Origin of the sequence: Streptomyces sp. NPDC091281, from assembly GCF_044757425.1 — a bacterium.
Lineage (GTDB): Bacteria > Actinomycetota > Actinomycetes > Streptomycetales > Streptomycetaceae > Streptomyces.
Genome location: NZ_JBIVUY010000022.1, coordinates 46744 through 63424 on the forward strand (window position 1 = coordinate 46744; position 16681 = coordinate 63424).

The 16681-nt window shown below is 70.3% G+C and carries 9 protein-coding genes and 6 pseudogenes; 7 read left to right on the plus strand and 8 right to left on the minus strand.

Annotated elements, in window-relative coordinates; all coding sequences use genetic code 11:
- Nucleotides 1-41: 41 nt before the first annotated feature.
- Nucleotides 42-707 carry a TetR/AcrR family transcriptional regulator gene (locus ACIQPQ_RS37070; RefSeq protein ID WP_401313221.1) on the minus strand — a complete coding sequence of 222 codons (666 nt, stop codon included), beginning with the start codon at nt 705-707 and terminating at the stop codon, nt 42-44.
- A 109-nt stretch (nt 708-816) separates the two neighbouring features.
- Between ACIQPQ_RS37070 and ACIQPQ_RS37075 the strand changes: the two genes are divergently transcribed.
- Complete coding sequence (locus tag ACIQPQ_RS37075) at nt 817-1779, plus strand: SDR family NAD(P)-dependent oxidoreductase (protein ID WP_401313224.1); 963 nt, start codon at nt 817-819, stop codon at nt 1777-1779.
- A gap of 45 nt (nt 1780-1824) precedes the next feature.
- On the opposite strand, the gene ACIQPQ_RS37080 is transcribed toward ACIQPQ_RS37075, so the two are convergent.
- From ACIQPQ_RS37080 to ACIQPQ_RS37110, 7 genes and pseudogenes are all read right to left on the minus strand, one after another.
- Nucleotides 1825-4062 carry a bifunctional serine/threonine-protein kinase/ABC transporter substrate-binding protein gene (locus ACIQPQ_RS37080; protein WP_401313227.1) on the minus strand — a complete coding sequence of 746 codons (2238 nt, stop codon included), beginning with the start codon at nt 4060-4062 and terminating at the stop codon, nt 1825-1827.
- The gene (locus tag ACIQPQ_RS37085) at nt 4062-6371 is read right to left on the minus strand and encodes a bifunctional serine/threonine-protein kinase/ABC transporter substrate-binding protein (protein ID WP_401313230.1); all 2310 of its coding nucleotides are present in this window, start codon (nt 6369-6371) and stop codon (nt 4062-4064) included. The genes ACIQPQ_RS37080 and ACIQPQ_RS37085 overlap by 1 nt, the downstream gene beginning before the upstream one ends.
- Complete coding sequence (locus ACIQPQ_RS37090) at nt 6368-7240, minus strand: hypothetical protein (RefSeq protein ID WP_401313233.1); 873 nt, start codon at nt 7238-7240, stop codon at nt 6368-6370. The genes ACIQPQ_RS37085 and ACIQPQ_RS37090 overlap by 4 nt, the downstream gene beginning before the upstream one ends.
- 461 nt (nt 7241-7701) lie before the next feature.
- Nucleotides 7702-8094: pseudogene (locus ACIQPQ_RS37095) on the minus strand (transposase); the annotation flags it as partial.
- Between the two features lie 112 nt (nt 8095-8206).
- Nucleotides 8207-8773 (minus strand): annotated as a pseudogene (locus ACIQPQ_RS37100) (MFS transporter); the annotation flags it as partial.
- A gap of 100 nt (nt 8774-8873) precedes the next feature.
- Nucleotides 8874-9217 (minus strand): annotated as a pseudogene (locus tag ACIQPQ_RS37105) (DUF6193 family natural product biosynthesis protein); the annotation flags it as partial.
- Nucleotides 9218-9229: 12 nt separating this feature from the next.
- A complete protein-coding gene (locus ACIQPQ_RS37110; RefSeq protein ID WP_401313236.1) occupies nt 9230-9604 on the minus strand; it encodes a hypothetical protein in 375 nt (124 codons plus the stop codon).
- A 1699-nt stretch (nt 9605-11303) separates the two neighbouring features.
- Here ACIQPQ_RS37110 and ACIQPQ_RS37115 point away from each other — a divergent pair.
- The 6 genes and pseudogenes from ACIQPQ_RS37115 to tpg form a co-directional block, all read left to right on the plus strand.
- Nucleotides 11304-11960, plus strand: a pseudogene (locus ACIQPQ_RS37115) (CRISPR-associated endonuclease Cas3''); the annotation flags it as partial.
- Nucleotides 11961-12788: 828 nt separating this feature from the next.
- A pseudogene (locus ACIQPQ_RS37120) lies at nt 12789-13007 on the plus strand (transposase); the annotation flags it as partial.
- 24 nt (nt 13008-13031) lie between these two features.
- Nucleotides 13032-13316, plus strand: a pseudogene (locus ACIQPQ_RS37125) (transposase); the annotation flags it as partial.
- Between the two features lie 234 nt (nt 13317-13550).
- On the plus strand, nt 13551-13937 hold the full coding sequence (locus ACIQPQ_RS37130) for a hypothetical protein (RefSeq protein WP_401313239.1): 387 nt from the start codon (nt 13551-13553) through the stop codon (nt 13935-13937).
- Between the two features lie 17 nt (nt 13938-13954).
- Nucleotides 13955-16060 (plus strand): telomere-associated protein Tap, encoded by a 2106-nt coding sequence (tap, locus tag ACIQPQ_RS37135; RefSeq protein WP_401313242.1) that lies wholly within the window; start codon nt 13955-13957, stop codon nt 16058-16060.
- Between the two features lie 9 nt (nt 16061-16069).
- On the plus strand, nt 16070-16624 hold the full coding sequence (gene tpg, locus ACIQPQ_RS37140) for a telomere-protecting terminal protein Tpg (RefSeq protein WP_401313245.1): 555 nt from the start codon (nt 16070-16072) through the stop codon (nt 16622-16624).
- Nucleotides 16625-16681 lie beyond the last annotated feature (57 nt).

A 16681-nucleotide genomic window follows, 5' to 3' on the forward strand; every position in this document is an offset into this window, starting at 1 on the left:
CCGGTCCCGGCATCGCCGATGTGTCTCTCGTGCAGCCTCGCTCAGGGCCGGGGGAGTGTTCCGAGGAGGGTCGCGGTCAGCGCCTGCTTCAAGTAGTCCTCGAGATCCAGGTGGAAGCGGGCGAGGTCGGGTTCGGCCTCGTAGGCGGCTTTGAGGCTGGGCGGGGGAGTGCTGTACGCCGACAGCGCACCCGCCATGACCATGGTCTGGAGGCTGAACAGCGTCGCGTTGTCGCCCAGTTCCGGCAGGCAGGTCCCGATCAGGGTGCTCATGGTGGTGAGGTGGTCGAGGGAGGCGCGCTTGTAGCGGGCCACGACCTCGACGGAGACGTTGTGTTCCAGGACGCTGCCCTGGGCGCCGAACAGTTCGCACAGCACCGTCCGCCGGGACAGTGAGCGACCGAGGATCTCGGCCACCGCCGCCGCGCGCTCGGCCATCGGAAGGTCGCCGTCGACGCCCGCGGCCAGTTCCTCCGCCAGTTCCGCCAGCCATTCCCGCAGGAAGCGGTCCAGCAGTTCCAGCAGCACCGCCTCCCGCGACTCGAAATAGCGCAGCACGTTCGGTTTCGCCAGGCCCACCCGGCGGCTCAGCTCGTTCAGGGTCACCGCGGCCACGGGCATCTCGTCGAGCATCGCCGACGCCGTGTCGAGGATCGCCCGGCGGCGGATCTCCCGCTGCTCCTCGGTTCGCGCCCGCTGGAAAGTCACGAGGACCACTCTAGATTGGATACCTTCGGTACGTTGACAGCGTACCGAAGGTACTTTAACGTCGGTGGTGCAACATACCTTCGGTACGTTAAAGATCTGGGAGCCTCACATGGGCGAGAAGTGGACGACGGCGAACATTCCGGACCAGCGCGGGCGGGTGGCGGTGGTGACCGGGGCCAACACCGGACTGGGGTACGAGACCGCCAAGGCGCTCGCCGAGCGCGGGGCGTCCGTGGTGCTCGCCGTGCGCGACGTGGAGAAGGGCGAGCGGGCCGCGGCCAGCATGACGGGTGACGTGACCGTGCAGCCGCTGGACCTGACCTCCCTGGCCTCCGTGCGGACCGCCGCGGCCGCGCTGCGGTCCCGGTTCGACCGCCTCGACCTGCTGATCAACAACGCGGGCGTGATGTACACGCCGCGGCGGACCACCGCCGACGGCTTCGAGTCGCAGTTCGGCACCAACCACCTCGGTCACTTCGCGTTCACCGGGCTGCTGCTGGACCTGATGCTGCCCGTGCCCGGCTCCCGTGTGGTGACGGTCAGCAGCACCGGCCACCGCATCCGCGCCGCGATCCACTTCGATGACCTGCAGAGCGAGCGGTCCTACAGCCGGGTCGGCGCCTACGGCCAGTCCAAGCTGGCCAACCTGATGTTCACGTATGAGCTGCAGCGCCGGCTCGCCCCGCACGGCACCACCGTCGCGGTCGCCGCGCACCCCGGCATGTCCAGCACCGAACTCGCCCGCAACGCGCCCGCGCCCCTGCGCCTCGCGCTCACCGGGCTCGCGCCGCTGATCACCCAGCCGGCGGCGATGGGCGCCCTGCCGACCCTGCGCGCCGCCGCCGACCCCGCCACGCTCGGCGGCCAGTACTACGGTCCCGGCGGCCGCAACGAGATCAAGGGCCACCCCCGGCTGGTCACCTCCAGCCCGGACTCCTACGACGTGGCCGTCCAGCAGCGCCTGTGGACGGTCTCCGAGGACCTCACCGGCGTCACGTTCCCCGTCCCCCGGCCCCACCACGACACGTCTGCGTCCGCCTCGGCCGGCACCCCCCGGCCCGCCACGAGGTAGCCCGCGCGGACAGCGGACACCGGGGGCACACCGTGGTCCCCGGCGTCACGACACGGCGGCGTCCCGGTAGTGCCCCAGATACCGGAACGCGCCGTCGACGGCCTCGAACTCGAACAGCGCGTCGTGGTTGTAGCCGTACCCCTGCTCGTACTTGACGGTGCGGGTGATACCGGCGTACGTGATCTCCGGCATCCGGCGGGCGATCGCGCCCCGTTCCCCCAGCGCCGCGCCGTCCTTGTCGCAGGCCGCGGCCAGGAACATCACGGCGTCGTGGGCCTCCGCCGCGTACCAGCCGGGCAAGGCGCCGAAGCGGCTCCGGTAGGACGCCGCGAACGCCCGCGTGGCGGCGCGGGCGTTCGGGTCGGTGAATCCCGTGGCGAAGACCCAGCCCTGTGCGGCGGCGCCCGCCGAGTGCAGGAAGCGCTGGTCCAGGGCGCGTTCCGTGGCCATCCGCGTCCCGGTGAACCCGGCGGCGCTCAGCGCCGTCGCGAATCCGGCCGTCCGGGAGGCGTCACCAGTGAAGACGACGGCGTCCGCACGGGTGGAGCGCACCTCGGCGGCGAGCACCGCGTAGTCGATCTTCCCGGGCCCCACATGGGTGGTCGTGGGGTTGCGGCCGTTCTGCCGGAGCGCCTTCTCGCTCTGGTCGCAGACGGTCCAGGCGAAGTCGCCCTGTGCCCGGTCGTCGACGAGGAAGACCCGGCGGGCGTCTCTGTGGTTGCTCAGGTAACGGACGCAAGGGAGGGCGAGGAGCCCGTACGTGACGCGCAGCGCCGCATGGGAGTGGAAGACGTTGTCGCCGAACGTCGAGGTGAGGGTGTCGACGCCCACTGAGACGGACACCACGGGCATCGCCGCCTCGGTGTACGCCCTCTCACTGGCCCGGAAACAGGCGTCCGTGGTGGGGCCGAGCACCGCGAGCACCCGCGCGTCCTTCGTGAGGCGGACGGCCAGGGCCTCGGCGCGCCGGGCGTCGCCGCCGTCGTCGTAGGGGCGCAGGCTCAGCCGGAACGGGTGCTCGTCCCGCGCGTTGAGCCGCTCGACGGCGAGCCGGGCGCCGTCGAGCTGTGCCTGGCCGCACTCCTTGTCCGGGCCGGTCAGGTCGCCGTGGAACGCCACGACGAGGTCGGGGCGCGGACGGCCCTTCCCGGACGGGGTGGAGGGGCCGGGCTCCGGCCGGGTGCTCCACCACCAGGCCCCGCCTGCGGCCGCCAGGAGCCCCACCGCCGAGCCGAGACGCAGGAAGCCGCGGCGGCGGGTTGTGTGCGGGCCGGGCCGGTCGACGGCGTCGTCCGTCTGTGTCACCGCGTCGGCCGACGCCCTGTCCGCTGTGTCCGCCCTGTCGGTGGCGTTGCGCGGTGCGGGCGCGGACACCTGGGTGGGTTCGATGTCACCGAGAGTGAGTACGGCGGCGGACCGGTCGTTGATGAGCCGGGTGAGGGGTGCGGGGAGCCAGTCGGGGGGTGCGAAGGCGCCGGGTGCTCTTCCGAGAGCGGTGCGGAGTTGCGTGAGGGTCGCTCGGCTGTCCGGGGCCTTGTCGAGGCAGGCCCGCAGCACCGGTTCCAGGTCCTCGGGCAGTGCCGCCGGATCGGGTTCCTCGTAGACCGTGCGCATGAGGACCCTGGCAGGCGAGCCGGTGCCGTAGGGCAGGACTGCGGTGGCGGCGTATGCGAGTACGCAGCCGAGGGAGAACACGTCGGTCGGCGGCCCGATCCGGCCGCCCTGTGCCCGCGCCTGCTCCGGTGAGAGGAACCCCGGGGAGCCGACGACGGCACCGCTGGTGGTGAGGGCGGTGGCGTCGGTGGTCCGGGCGATGCCGAAGTCGATGAGGCGGGGTCCGTCGGGTGCGAGGAGGATGTTGCCCGGTTTGACGTCGCGGTGTACGAGTCCCGCGCTGTGGACCGCGTCGAGTGCGTCGGCGAGGAGGGCGCCGAGGACCCGTACGGTTGCGGGTGGCAGCGGTCCGGAGATGTCCATGGCTTCGGCGAGCGAGGGCCCCGGCACGTAGGTGGTCGCCAGCCAGGGTGTGTCGGCGTCGGCGTCCGCGTCCAGCAGCGGGACGACCCACCTGCTGTCGACCTGCCGGGCGCTGTCGATCTCGCGGCGGAACCGTGCCCGGAATCCGTTTTCCTCGGCGGACGCGGGGCGGACCGTCTTGACGGCGGCGACGGCTCCGCCCGGTGCGCGGGCGAGGAAGACGACGCCCATGCCGCCGGCGCCGAGCCGGCGCAGGAGGCGGTAGGGGCCGATCCGGGAGGGGTCGCCTGCGCGCAGCGGTTCCATCAGGCGGTGATCGGCGCGGGGCCGTCGTAGACGAAGGTGCCGTGTTCGACGTGCCAGAGGAAGCCGCCGGTGGAGTCGAGGACGATGATGCCGTTCTTCTGGAAGGCGTAGGTCCTGGTGATGCCCTGGTAGGTCCCGTCGCGGACCGCGGTGAGGAGGTTCTGCCGGGTGCGGCGGCCGGCGGGCAGTCCGGCGAGGGCTGTGAGGAGCATGCCGGTGACGTCGTAGGCCTCCGCCGCGTACCGGGGCGGCGCTTCGTCGAAGCGCTCGCGGTAGGCGGCGGCGAAGGCGCGTGCTTCGGGTTTGCGGGTGGCGTCGATGACCGGCGCGACGATCACCCAGCCCTCCGCGTTCTCCCGGGCGGCGGTGAGGAACCGTTCGTCGAGGAGGGCCGGGCCCGAGACCCGGGGGCCGACGAAGGCGCGCTCGCGCAGCGTCCGGGCGATCAGGGCTGCCCGGTCCGGCAGTCCGGCGAAGAACACGGAGTCGGCACCGGCGGTGAGTACGGTGTCGACCGCGCTGCCGAAGTCGTGGCGCATCGCGCTGACCACTTCCGGTACGGAGGGGAAGGGGATGCTGTTGAGTGCGTTGCTGAGGGAGCTGGCGAGGTTGGTGCCGTAGGTGCCGGACGGGCGGTCGACGACGATGCCGATCTTGCGGGAGCGGCTGTCACCGCGCAGGTAGGCGCTGACGTAGACGGGCAGCACGGCGTCGGGGAGGCGTGCGTGCAGGAACGACCGGAAGCCCTGGACGGAGAGCGCGGTCGTGCCGGGGGACACGCCGACGACCGGTACCAGCGCGGCGTCGTACGCCGCCAGCGCGGTCTGTCCGGTCTCGTCGGTGGTCGGGCCGACCACGGCGAGGACGGCCGGATCGTCGGCGAGCTCCTTCGCGACCCGGGCCGACAGTGCCGGATCTCCAGTGTCGTCGACGGCCCTGACCTTCACGGTGAACGGGGCGTCGCGGCGCGCGTTGGACTGGGCGACGGCGAGCCGCAGCCCGCGTTCCTGCGCCCGTCCCGTCGCTTTGTGCGGTCCGCTGAGGTCGGCGTGCAGCGCGAGGGTGTGCGTCGGGCGCCGGAGGTCCGCGGGCCCGTCGTCGTTCCCTGACCAGCTGTCCCGGGCGGTGGCCCACCAGGCTCCGCCTCCGCCGACGGCGAGGACCGCCGCGCCGCCGACGCCCAGCAGGAACCTGCGCCGCCCCGGCGGGCGGGGCCTGTGGGTGCCGGTTGTCGCGCCGGTCCCGTCCGTGCCGGGTTCGGCCTGCCCGGCCCTGGCGGGTGTGCCGGTCGGCACCAGCGTGTGTTCGATGTCGGGCAGTGCGAGGGCGGCGGCGGACCGGACGGCGATGAGCCGGGTCACCGGCTCGGGCAGCCATCCGACGGCCTCGTCCCCTCCAACGGCCTTGTGGCCTGCGGGTGTTGCGGGTGGTACGGGGTCGGGCGGGTCGGTGTGCCGGGAGGCACCGGCTGCGGTGTCGGCGCCGGGTTCGGTGTCGGCCGTCGTGTCGGTGAGCCTGTGTGTGAGGGTGCGGGCGTCGGGACGTCGGGCGGGGTCTTTGTCGAGGCAGTGGTGCAGTATGCGGAGGAGGGGGGTCGGTATGCCTTCGAGGTCGGCGGGGTCGTGGACGGTGCGGTAGAGCAGGGCGTCGATCGTGCCGGTGCCGAAGGGTGGTCGGCCGGTCGCGGCGAATGCCAGTACGCAGCCGAGGGAGAACATGTCGCTCGGCGGGCCGATGTGGTGTCCGGTGTGGCCCTGGGCCTGTTCGGGGGAGAGGTATCCGGGTGTGCCGACGATCGTGCCCGTGGTGGTGAGGGTCTGGTCGTGCGGTGCGCGGGCGATCCCGAAGTCGATGAGCCGGGGCCCGTCGTGGGCGGTGAGGACGTTGCCGGGCTTGAGGTCCCTGTGGACCAGTCCGGCCCGGTGCACCGCGGCCAGTGCCTCGGCCAGCCGTGCCCCGAGGAGGCATACGCCGTGCTCGGGGAGGGGCCCGTACGCGGTCACTGCCTCGGCGAGGGAGGGGCCGGGGACGAATGCCGTGGCGAGCCACGGGGTGTCGGCGTCGGGGTCGGCGTCGGTGAGCGGTACCACGCAGGGACTGTCGACCCGCCGGGCGGCGTCCACCTCACGGCGGAACCGTTCCTTGAAGCCGGGTTCCTCGGCGTACTCGGCGAGCAGGACCTTGAGGGCGACCAGCGCGCCGCCCGGCGTGCGCGCCAGGTACACCACGCCCATGCCTCCGGCGCCGAGCCGTCCGAGGAGGCGGTGTCCGGCGATCCGTGCGGGATCCGAGGGACGCAGCGGTTTCATCGGTTCTGGCCCCCGAGTTCGAACTGCACACGGTTGAGCATCGTTACGTTGGCGCGTGACGCGAAGGTGCCCAGCTCGCTGTCCGGGTAGCCTGCCGCACCCTTCACCGACACGGCCAGGGTGAGGGTGTGGAGGCGGGTGACGAACCAGTAGTAGGTCTGTTTGCCGTTCCCGGTGAGATAGGCGCCCGTCTCCACGACCTGGTCGTCGGCGTAAGTGTTGTTGCCCTGGCCGTAGGGGGTGGCGGTCGAGATCAGTTCGGTGATCCGTTCGTCACTGCGGACCTGCTGTTCCCGGCAGCGCAGCGGCTCCTCCAGGGTGGCGGCGATCCGTTCGTCGGCTTCGCGGACGCTGGTGTGCACGGTGACGGCCGCGCTGACCTCGACCGCGCCCTTGGCGCCGGTGGCGGGGATCTCGCTGTAGCGGGACAGGGAGGCCAGGACACCCGCGGGCAGTTCACGGCGCTGCCAGCGGCACTGCCCGTCGAGTTCGGCGACGGTGTGCGGGGGGCTCGTGGCCGGCTGCTGTGCCCGGAACTGCGCGCCCCAGTCCTGGGGCTCCAGCGCGACGGTCCGCGCCAGCGCTTCGGCCCGGCTCTTCGTCCTGGGTACCTTGGCCGGGTCGGGCCGTAACGGCGTCGGCGGGGCCCCGTCGTTGCCCGCGACGGACGCGGACGCGGAGGCTGCGGGGGAGCCGGACCGGGCGCCGGACGTCCCCGGCGCGGAGGTGTGCGGCACGGAGGTGTCCGGCCGGGCGGACCCGCCGCCGCCCGGACTGCACCCAGCAAGCGCCAGGCCCGCCGCGACGGCCACCGCAGCCGTCCGCCACGGTGAAGTACGCGCGCACACAACGACGTTGTCGTCCGTCATCCCCCGCCCCCTCGGCCACGGGCCCCGTCCCGCACGGGGTGATCGTATCGGCGCAGGCGAGGGCTGGAGGGGCGGTTGCGGGAACGGGGCGGGTGGTTGTGCGGGTGGGGGGGTGTGTCTGGGGTTGCTCACCCGTGGCCACCCGGTGAGGGCGGCCGGGTTGTCCGCGGCGCTCCCGGTCCGTGTGCCGGCCGGGGAGATCGCGTGGTCGTGTCGGACCACAGTTGAGGAGTCCCTCTGCAGCCTCCGTACTCACCCGTGCTGTGCGTTGGCGGCCCCTGGGGGCCCGTACGTCTTTGGTCAAGGTGGTCGCTTGGCAGTGTGGCTGTCATGAGTGAGGACGTGCCTGTTCAAGAGTCGGCGGGCGAGGGCATGCGGCCGTGCGACTTCTGCGGTCATCCGGTCGTGATGGAATCGGTTGACGAGCGGGATTGCCCCGTGTGCGGCGAGGTCGCTGAGGATCAGCCGGCTGAAGCCGGCCGGGGTTCGTAGAAGGTTCCGTCGCGGAGCATCGCGAACAGGACGTCGGCCCGGCGCCGGGCGAGGCAGAGCAGGGCCTGAGTGTGGTGTTTGCCCTGGCCGATCTTCTTGTCGTAGTAGGCACGTGATGCCGGGTCACCCAGGGCCGCGAACGCGGAAAGGAAGAAGGACCGTTTGAGCTGCTTGTTTCCGCGTCGGGAGGGCTGTTCGCCGCGGATCGAGGAGCCCGAGCTCCGGGTGGCAGGGGCGAATCCTGCGTAGGCGGCGAGGTGGCTGGCGGTCGGGAAGGTGCTGCCGTCGCCGACCTCGATCAGGATGCGGGCTCCGGTCCTGACGCCGACTCCTGGCATCGACGTCAGGACCTTCGAAAGAGGGGGCATCCAGGAGTTCTTCGATCAGCCCGGCCAGCAGTCTCCGCTGGTCAAGGGCGGCCAGGCCGACGGGGACGTTGACCAGGAACACGCTGCGCCGTCCGAGGCCGAACAGGTCCAGGTGGACGAGGATGCCGCCCAGGACCTGCCCGGGGATCGAGGCGAGGCCGATGGTCGCTCCGAAGACGGCGAAGGCCCTGGCTCTGGCGTGGCCGGTGAACACGGTCTGCAGGACGGCGAGGACCTGCGGGTAGAAGAAGGCGGCACCGGCTGCCTGGACGGCGCGGAAAGCCACGAGCGTGACGGGGCCGGGGGCGAGTCCGGCCGCGAGCGAGCCGAGCGGGAAGACGGCGGTGCCGGTGAGGAACAGGCGCCGTACGCCGTAGAGGTCGCCGAGCCTGCCGCCCGTGACGAGCGGCAGTCCGTAGACGAGGACGTAGCCGCCGACGGCACCGGCCGCCCGTCTCCGCGCACGGTGACCGGCTGGATCCTGATTCACCCCGACACCCTGCCGGAGAGCGAGCGCCTGAAGCTCAAAGGCCTCCTTGCTGGCTGCCCCGAACTGGATGTCCTCACTGGGCAGGTCCGCGTGTTCGGAAGGATACTCACTCAGCTCCAGGGCGACCAGTTTCCGCAATGAATCAAGAAGGCGGTCCGCGCCGACGACCTGCCAGGCCTCCACACTTTGGTCAACGTTCTCGAACGAGAATTCGCCGCGGTCACTGCGGCCCTGGCACTGCCGTGGAGCTCAGGCGTCGTCGAGGGCCACGTCAGCTGGATCGTTATGTGGAATCTGATTTGTCAAGATCATTGGCAGTGCCGGCGACTGCTGGCCCGCAGTGGGTGGGAAGGTGGATGAGGACCAAGGCCACAGCGTCACGCGGGTTGTCAGTCTCTCCGATGTCCGCTGGCCCGTGCAGTGAGCGGGTCTTCCACCAGGTGACGCGGTACTTCTCGTCCACGGAGTAATCACTGGAACGTCGCGGGTGTAGGGGAACCCGGTGCAGCGGCTGAAGTTCAGCGTCCGGTGGCTGTGGAAGGGGAACAGGGCTCGCAGCTGTGGCTGGGGGTATGCAGCCTCGATGAGTCCATGGTCCACGTGCCGTGCTGTGGTGTGCCGATAGTTCGTCCATTGGGCTTAGACTTCGTCACCGCGCTCGTGGGCTTCGGCGAGCGGACTGTAGTCGACGAACGGGCAGGCGGACTTCAGACGTGCCAAGGCGGCGCCGGACTGCCAAGCACCGATGGCCGATACGACAGCGTCCAAGCTGGTCGTTGTGCCCTTGGCCAACATGACGCCGCGTTCCCAGAAGTTCACGATGAAGGCGCGCTCTGCGATGCCGAGGAGAACGTTGGTCGTCCGGCTGTCACCGTCTACGCGGGCTCCGGACCGCCACCAGCCTGGCGCGCGTTCGGGGAGTACGTCCAGCCCGTGTCCAGCCTGGTGAACGGCCGTCTGCAGGATGCTCTGGAGCGTTTCGTTCCGGCCGAGTTCGGGGTAGATGCTGGCCAAGTCATCCGTGTCGGTACCATGTGTCACGATTCTCCCTGCGACTTCTCACTTCGGTGTCACTGACAGTTCTCGTTTGGGTGTCACGTGTCTTTGCTGTTCTGGACGGAGAGGTGGTGACGTCGAGTGAGAAGTCTTGGTGACATGGTGTGAGAATCCCCGGCGCGCTGAATTGAGAAGGCCGTAGGGGCCAGTCGTCTGACCTGCTGTTTTATTAGGTCTTGTGGGGTGAGAGCTGTAGGCGATGCCTGAGGATCGACTCGACACGGGTGAGGGGCCGGAACACCTGCATCATTGCTTGACCGCCACGCGCGTGGCGAAGGTGGCGCGGCTGGACGACCGGGGAGGCGTCACCGTGGACGGACCCCTACATGTGTAGGGAAGGCGGGGTCTGCATGTGGTCGGCATCCCAGACCTGGGAGAAACCCCCACGTGCGTGGGGAAGACCATCCGCCGGTCCGCACACCGTAGGTTGCGGGAGACAGACCCCCACGTGCGTGGGGAAGAACCGAGACTTAACGCGCTCTTGTTCAGCTGGTCAGACAGACCCCCAGGTACGTAGGGAAGAGACCGCTGGCCCAGGAAAATCTGTTCGACGACGGGAGGCAGACCCCCACGCGTGTGGGGAGGGCCACGCGGGTATCGATGTCACCGCCAGCACCGTGGACAGACCCCCAGCTGTGTGGGGAAGAAGCGCACGCCACCCTCGGTGTACTGGCTGAGACGGAACGACCCCGCATGTCTGGGGAGCACGACAGCTACCCAGCGGATGTCCACTGCCCGCTCGACGGACTCCCACGCGCGTGGGGAAGAAGACTCAACGAACTCCCGGGCCCCGACGCCATGCCAGGACAGGCCCCCATGGGCGTGGGGAGGATTCCTTTGGGCGGTCAGGCGCGCCCAGCCCCGGAACGATGAACCCCCACGAGTGTGGGGAAGACGCGCGTTCACGTCCCTGGTCGCACGCATGCGGGGAGACTCGCTCCACAGCCCGGCTGGGCGTCCGTACGGGAGGAGAAGCCTGCCGCCACCGCAAAGACTCTCACCACCGAAGGCTGACCCCCACGCACGTGGGGAGGCACCCCGCTGGTATCCCGTCTTTCCCCGCGTGCTGGACAGACCCCCACGTGTGTGGGGAGGGCGACCGAATCAAGGCTCGACGCATGTACGAGAACGAACGACCCCCACATGTGTTGGGAAGACGGCTGCACATGGTCGGCATCCCAGGCCTGAGAGAAGCCCTCGCGTGTGTGGGGAGCAACCCAAAGACGATCGTTGTCGACCGGGGAAAGGTCGCCAGACCCCCACCAGTGCGGGGGAGACCTCACCGGGATGGTCTTGAGAGCGACGTCGTGGGAACGACCCCCACGCGTGTGGGGAGGGCGTCTGCCTCGTCGTCATCATGATCCAGAAAGGCACACCCCTACCCTTGTGGGGAGGGCCACGTATCGCCCAGCTGGCCGCCCTGCTGTACGGCTGATCCCCACGCGTGTGGGGAAACAGGGCCCTGAGCGGCCCGTGATGACCAGCAGGGGCGCACCCTCACAAGATGAGGAAACCGGTGAGACCTGAATCGCAGGCTACACCCTTGCCCTCCCAGGGACGCGTGCCGGGGGTGATGCTCTGCATGCGGCAGGATAGGCGCAACTCCCTTGGTTACGGGACGGGTTGACGTAGAGCGGAGCGGGAGCATTCGGTGGGGGTGCGGGAGGATGCCCGGCGTGGCGGGATCGATCTGACGCCGTGGGGCAAGTTCGACCGTGGCGCGTGGGCGGTGTATCCGCTGCTGTTTCATCTGCTGGATGTCGCGGCGCTCGCGGGTGTGGTCTGGGACCGGTACCTGACCCGCGGTCAGCGTCGGCTGATCGCCGCCGGACTGGGGCTCACCCTGGCCGAGGCCCGCTGTCTGGTGATGTTCATCGCCGGCCTGCACGATCTGGGCAAGTTGTCGGCGTTCCAGGAACAGGAGGCGTATCCCTGGGCCCGGGTCAGCGACACCCTGCGCGCGGACATCCGTGACTGGCAGCGTATGCCGCACGAACGGGCGTCCATGCACAGTGTGCTGCACGTGCTGGCCGAGGCCGGCTACCCGGCGGACACCTCCGACAGCCCTGGAGTGCTCGTCGCCCAGATCCTGGGAGGCCACCACGGCCGGTTCCTGCAGGTCGACATCGACGGCGCAGCCAAAGCCTCCCGGGTCAACCTCGCCCTGGGCGGGCCGACCTGGCAGGATCTGCGCCGCCGCTACTTCGCCCTGCTGCGCCATCTGACCGGCGCCACAGCGCTGCCCGCGGACGTGTCGGTGCCGGCGGCCGTGCTGATCACCGGAATCGGCATCATCGCGGACCGGCTGGCCAGCCAGCGCCACTACTGGCTGCCCAAGGCCCAGGCGCCCGCCTTCGGCGCCGGCGAGCACTTCACCCAGGCCGTCCGGGACGCCCCCGCTGTGGTCGAGGAGTCCGGGCTGGCCCGCATCACCCTGCCGCAGGTGCCGTTCACCCAGGCCCACGGCGGCCTGGAGCGGCCGAACGCCCTGCAGGCCTCGGTGATCGGGCAACTCACTGCCGCGGTGGGGGAGAAGGGGCCCGGCATCCTGGTGGTCACCGACGCCACCGGCGGCGGAAAGAGCGTCACCGCGCTGGAAGCAGCACGGATCTTCAACGCCTGCGGGGACACGGCCGGCATCCTGTGGCTTCTGCCGACCATGGCCACCACCGACGCCGCCTACGACCTCCTCGAGGCCTACGTCGCGGCCCACCAACCCGAGCACGCCCCGGTCTCCCTGGTCCACAGCCACAGCTACGACAACACCGCCTACGCCGACCACCGCCTGGCCGCCCACGAACCCTCCACCAGCGACGCCTACTGGCCCGACAGCGACAGCGACAGCGACAGCGACAGCGACGACGGCGACGACGACGGGGGCAGGCCGGCTGCGGGGGAGCGGCCCGAAGAACGCGTGACGGTGCCCGACGGCTGGCTGCGCGGCTGGGACAGGGCCCTGCTGGCCCAGTTCACCGTCGCCACCCACGACCAGGCCCTCATGGCCGCCCTGCCTGTCCGCTTCAGCGCCCTGCGCATGCTGGCCCTGTGCGGGCGGACCGTCATCGTCGACGAAGTCCACGCCCTGCCCCCGTTCATGCGGCAGACACTGTCCCGGCTGCTGCACTGGCTCGGCGCCCTGGGCTTCTGCGACCCGCACTCGCCCTGGCAGCGCGGGACCACCGAGAACACCAACGGCCTGCTGCGGCAGTACTTTCCCAAGGGTTCCGACCTCTCGCTCCACGACATTCGCAAGCTGAGGGACGTCACCCGTCAGCTCAACGACCGGCCCCGAATGGTCCTCGGCGACCGGACCCCGGCCGAGGCCATGCAAAACTGGGGCATAGGCCTGCAATCCGGATGACTCGCAACGATCACTGGAAACCGCCGCGTCTATCCGGTCCTGTTCGTGGACGCCATCAACGTCAACATCCGCGACGGGCAGGTCGCGAACCGTCCGGTCTACGTGGTGATGGCGGTGACCGTGGACGGCACCCGCGACATCCTCGGCATCTGGGCCGGCGACGGCGGCGAGGGTGCGAAGTACTGGCTGTACGTGTTCACCGAGCTGAAGAACCGCTGCCTGGATGACGTGATCATGCTCGTCTGCGACGGGCTCAAGGGCCTGCCCGAGGCCGTGGAGACCGTCTGGCCTCGCACGATCGTCCAGACGGACAGACGGCGCCCAACTGCTCGTGCAGGCGGAGCAGTACAGCGTGCCAGCCCGGGCCGACGGCCCGGATGTGGCGAGGGATCTGCAGCAGAGGCGCACCCGGCGCCTCCTCTTGGACGGGCATGTGTCCATCGTCCCCCACGCGACAGGAAGCTCGCACTCTGACGGCATCGCGAAACGGGCAACTGAACAACAACATGTTGTTTCGTTGAATCATTGTGGTAGGCTGGCCGTATGACACGTGATGCTCGCGACGGGGCCCGCCGGCGGTTGTCCGCACTCGCGGAGGACCCCACCGCCCGCTGGGGCCCGGCGCGCAGCCTGGAACAGGACGCCGCACTGCTGGGGCGGTTGATGATGGCTGCGGCCGATCACCAGCAGAGTGGCGGCCAAACGGTGGACGTGACCCCGGATGATGTGGGTGCGGCACTCGGCTTGTTCGAGGACATGCGCCATCAGCTGGACCGGCTGGAATCCCAGGTGGTCATCGAGGCTAGGCGCCGAGACATGGACTGGCGACAGATCGCCCAGCATCAGGGGCTCAACTCCTCTCAGGCCGCTTCGCAGCGCTATCAGCGGCTGATGACCCGCCTCGAAGAGATCCGCCAGGGCGTCAGGTAGAGGGAGGAGGAGCACAGATGACGGACCAGTCCGAGGAACTGTTCGCAGCCGTCGACTCGCTGCTTGCCGCCGTCGACGACGGCACCGTGCTGCCTCTCCCGGCCGAGCGGGTGAGGCTGCGTGAAGCGGCCGGGCTGACCAGGGCGGCCCTCGCTCAGGCTCTCGGTGTACGCATGCCGAGCATCGAGGCGTGGGAGGCCGGACGGGCCGAGCCGAAAGAGGAACGCCGCGAGGCCTACCGCAGGCTGCTCGAAGGTCTTGCTCAGCGCCATCCCGCCCCCGTCCCGCCTCCCGGCAGGCCCGCGATCCCGGCAGAGCCCCTCCCTGTGCCGTCGGTCCAGACCGTAGTGGGCGCTGCGACAGCTTCACCCACGGCACCCGCGGCGCACGACACGCCACACACCCCCACGCCGGTTGCGCCGCGCCCGGCCAGGCCGACGGAAGCCGCGCCAGCCTCCGACTCACGATTCCCGAACGGGCCGCTCGCGGTGCTGGACGCAGACGGCACCGCGTACTGCCCAGGCGGAGTGCTGCTGGAGTGCCCCGCGACCACCATCCCGCAACTGGCCGACTGGGCACTGAAGGAGTCCGGACTCGGTGCCGAGCGACTGCACCGCCACGGCAAGGACTCCGATCCGCTGATCGTCCTCACCGCCCGGGCCGCCGCCCGCTTCGGCCTGCCCGCCGCTCTGGAGGACCGCCGCGCGCTGCGCCTGGCCGACAACCACCCGGTGGTGCGTGAACTCGCCCGCGCCAAGTGGAAGCTGACACGCCGCGGATTCGGCCCTTGGGCCCGCGTCTACCGGCCCGCCGAGGGCGGCCGACGTCAGTGCGTCCAGCTCGCCGTACTGCCCTGGGAGGCTCTCGACACCCGCACCTGGGGGAGTGCCGGCCAACTCCCGGCCCCCGAACTGGCCCAGGTCCTCGGTGACTACGCCACCCGCGTGATCACCCCGCGCGGCTCCGCGGCCGTATGCGGTCTGGAACTGATGACCGTACTGCGCCCGCCCACCCGCCCCGTCAAAGACCCGGCCACCGACACCTGGATGTCCGGACCGAACCCCGGCGCCCTCACCCAGGCGGTCGACCCCGCACCGCCGGAAGCACCCGACGAGCACCCCGTCGTCACCGCCCGCTCCCCGCGCGGTCACCAGCGCACCCCCGCCGAAGTCCTCGACGAAGAAGCCTTCGAGTGGATCCGCGACCCGGAACAGCTCACCGACGACGAATGCGCAAAGCCGTTCGCGGTGGGCATCGACGTCAACATGGCCTTCGCCGCCGCCGTCAACCGGCTCACCGTCGGCCTCGGCGCCCCCGCCCATGTCAACCACCCCCGCTTCGACAAGAAAACGCCCGGCAGTTGGCTCGTCGACCTCTCCCACATCGACCTCGACACCCGCCTGCCCAACCCCTTCACCCCACACGGCCTGCGGCCCGAAGGGCCGGCCTGGTACGCGACCCCCACCGTCGCCTACGCCGCCGAACTCGGCCACGACATTCGCCCGATCGAGGCCTGGCTGCGCCCCGAATCCGGTTCCTACCTGGACGGCTGGTACACCCGGCTGCGCGATGCCTACCTGGCCACCATGGAACGCCTCGGCGTCAGCGCAGGCATGAACGAGGCGGACTTCCTGGCCGCCATGGAACACCACAAGGACACCGATCCCGCGCAGGCCGCCGTCCTCTCCGCGATCAAGGCAACCGTCAAGGGCGGCATCGGCAAGCTCCGCGAACGCCCCCAGGGCGCCGGCTACCGGCCCGGCGAGCGCTGGCCCGCTCTGGAACGCCCCACCTGGCGGCCCGACATCCGTGCCGCCGTCATCGCCGCCGCCCGCGTCAACATGCACCGCAAGATGTCCAGACTCGCCGCCACCGGCCTGTTTCCGATCGCGGTGCTGTCCGACTGCGCCGTCTACCTCTCCGAGGGCCCCACCCCGCTGGACTTCCTGCCCCGCACCCCCGAGGGCAAGCCGCTGCCCGGCGGTTTCCGCCTCGGGGTGAGCCCCGGCATGGTCAAGCACGAAGGCACCCAGTCACTGATGTGGGCGGTGAAGATGCTCGACGAAGGCCACAACCCCGCCCGGCACATCAAGGGCACCGACGCCGCCGCGGGCGGGGAGTAGGAACCGCACATGGGCATCTTCCGCGACAGCCTCGACAAAGCCACCGCCAATACCCTCACCCGCCCCCTGCCCAAGTCCCCCCAGGCCCAGATGCGTTTCCTCGTCAGAACCGCCAAGGGCACCCGGGCCGCAGCCGACATGCTGGGCGTCTCCCAGCGCACCGTCGAGCGCTACGTGAAAGGCCAGATCAAACAGCCCCGTCCGGAACTAGCTGCCCGCCTCACGGACGCAGTCCGCCGACGCTGGCAGCCCCGCGTACGCGCGAAAGCCAGACAGCATGCGGTCACCACCGGCGGCATCACGATCGAGACCCGTGCCCGGTTCGGCTACACCGCCGCCCCCGGCACCACCGACGACGCACGCATCCGCCTGATCACCCAGCACCTGCCCCCCGACTACGCCTCCCGCCTCCTCGATGCCCACACCGTCGGCGCCACCGACCAGCAACTCCAACAGATCGCCGCCGAAGGCCTGCAGGAGATCTACTTCAAAGAACGCGGGCGTCGCGCCGCCGGTCTGCATGTGGCCTTCACCGACATCGACTACGTCGAGCTCGATTTCTGATTCCCGTGCCCGGCGGAAGTCAGGTGGCATCTGTTGAGCCGAAGCGTGAAAACTGTC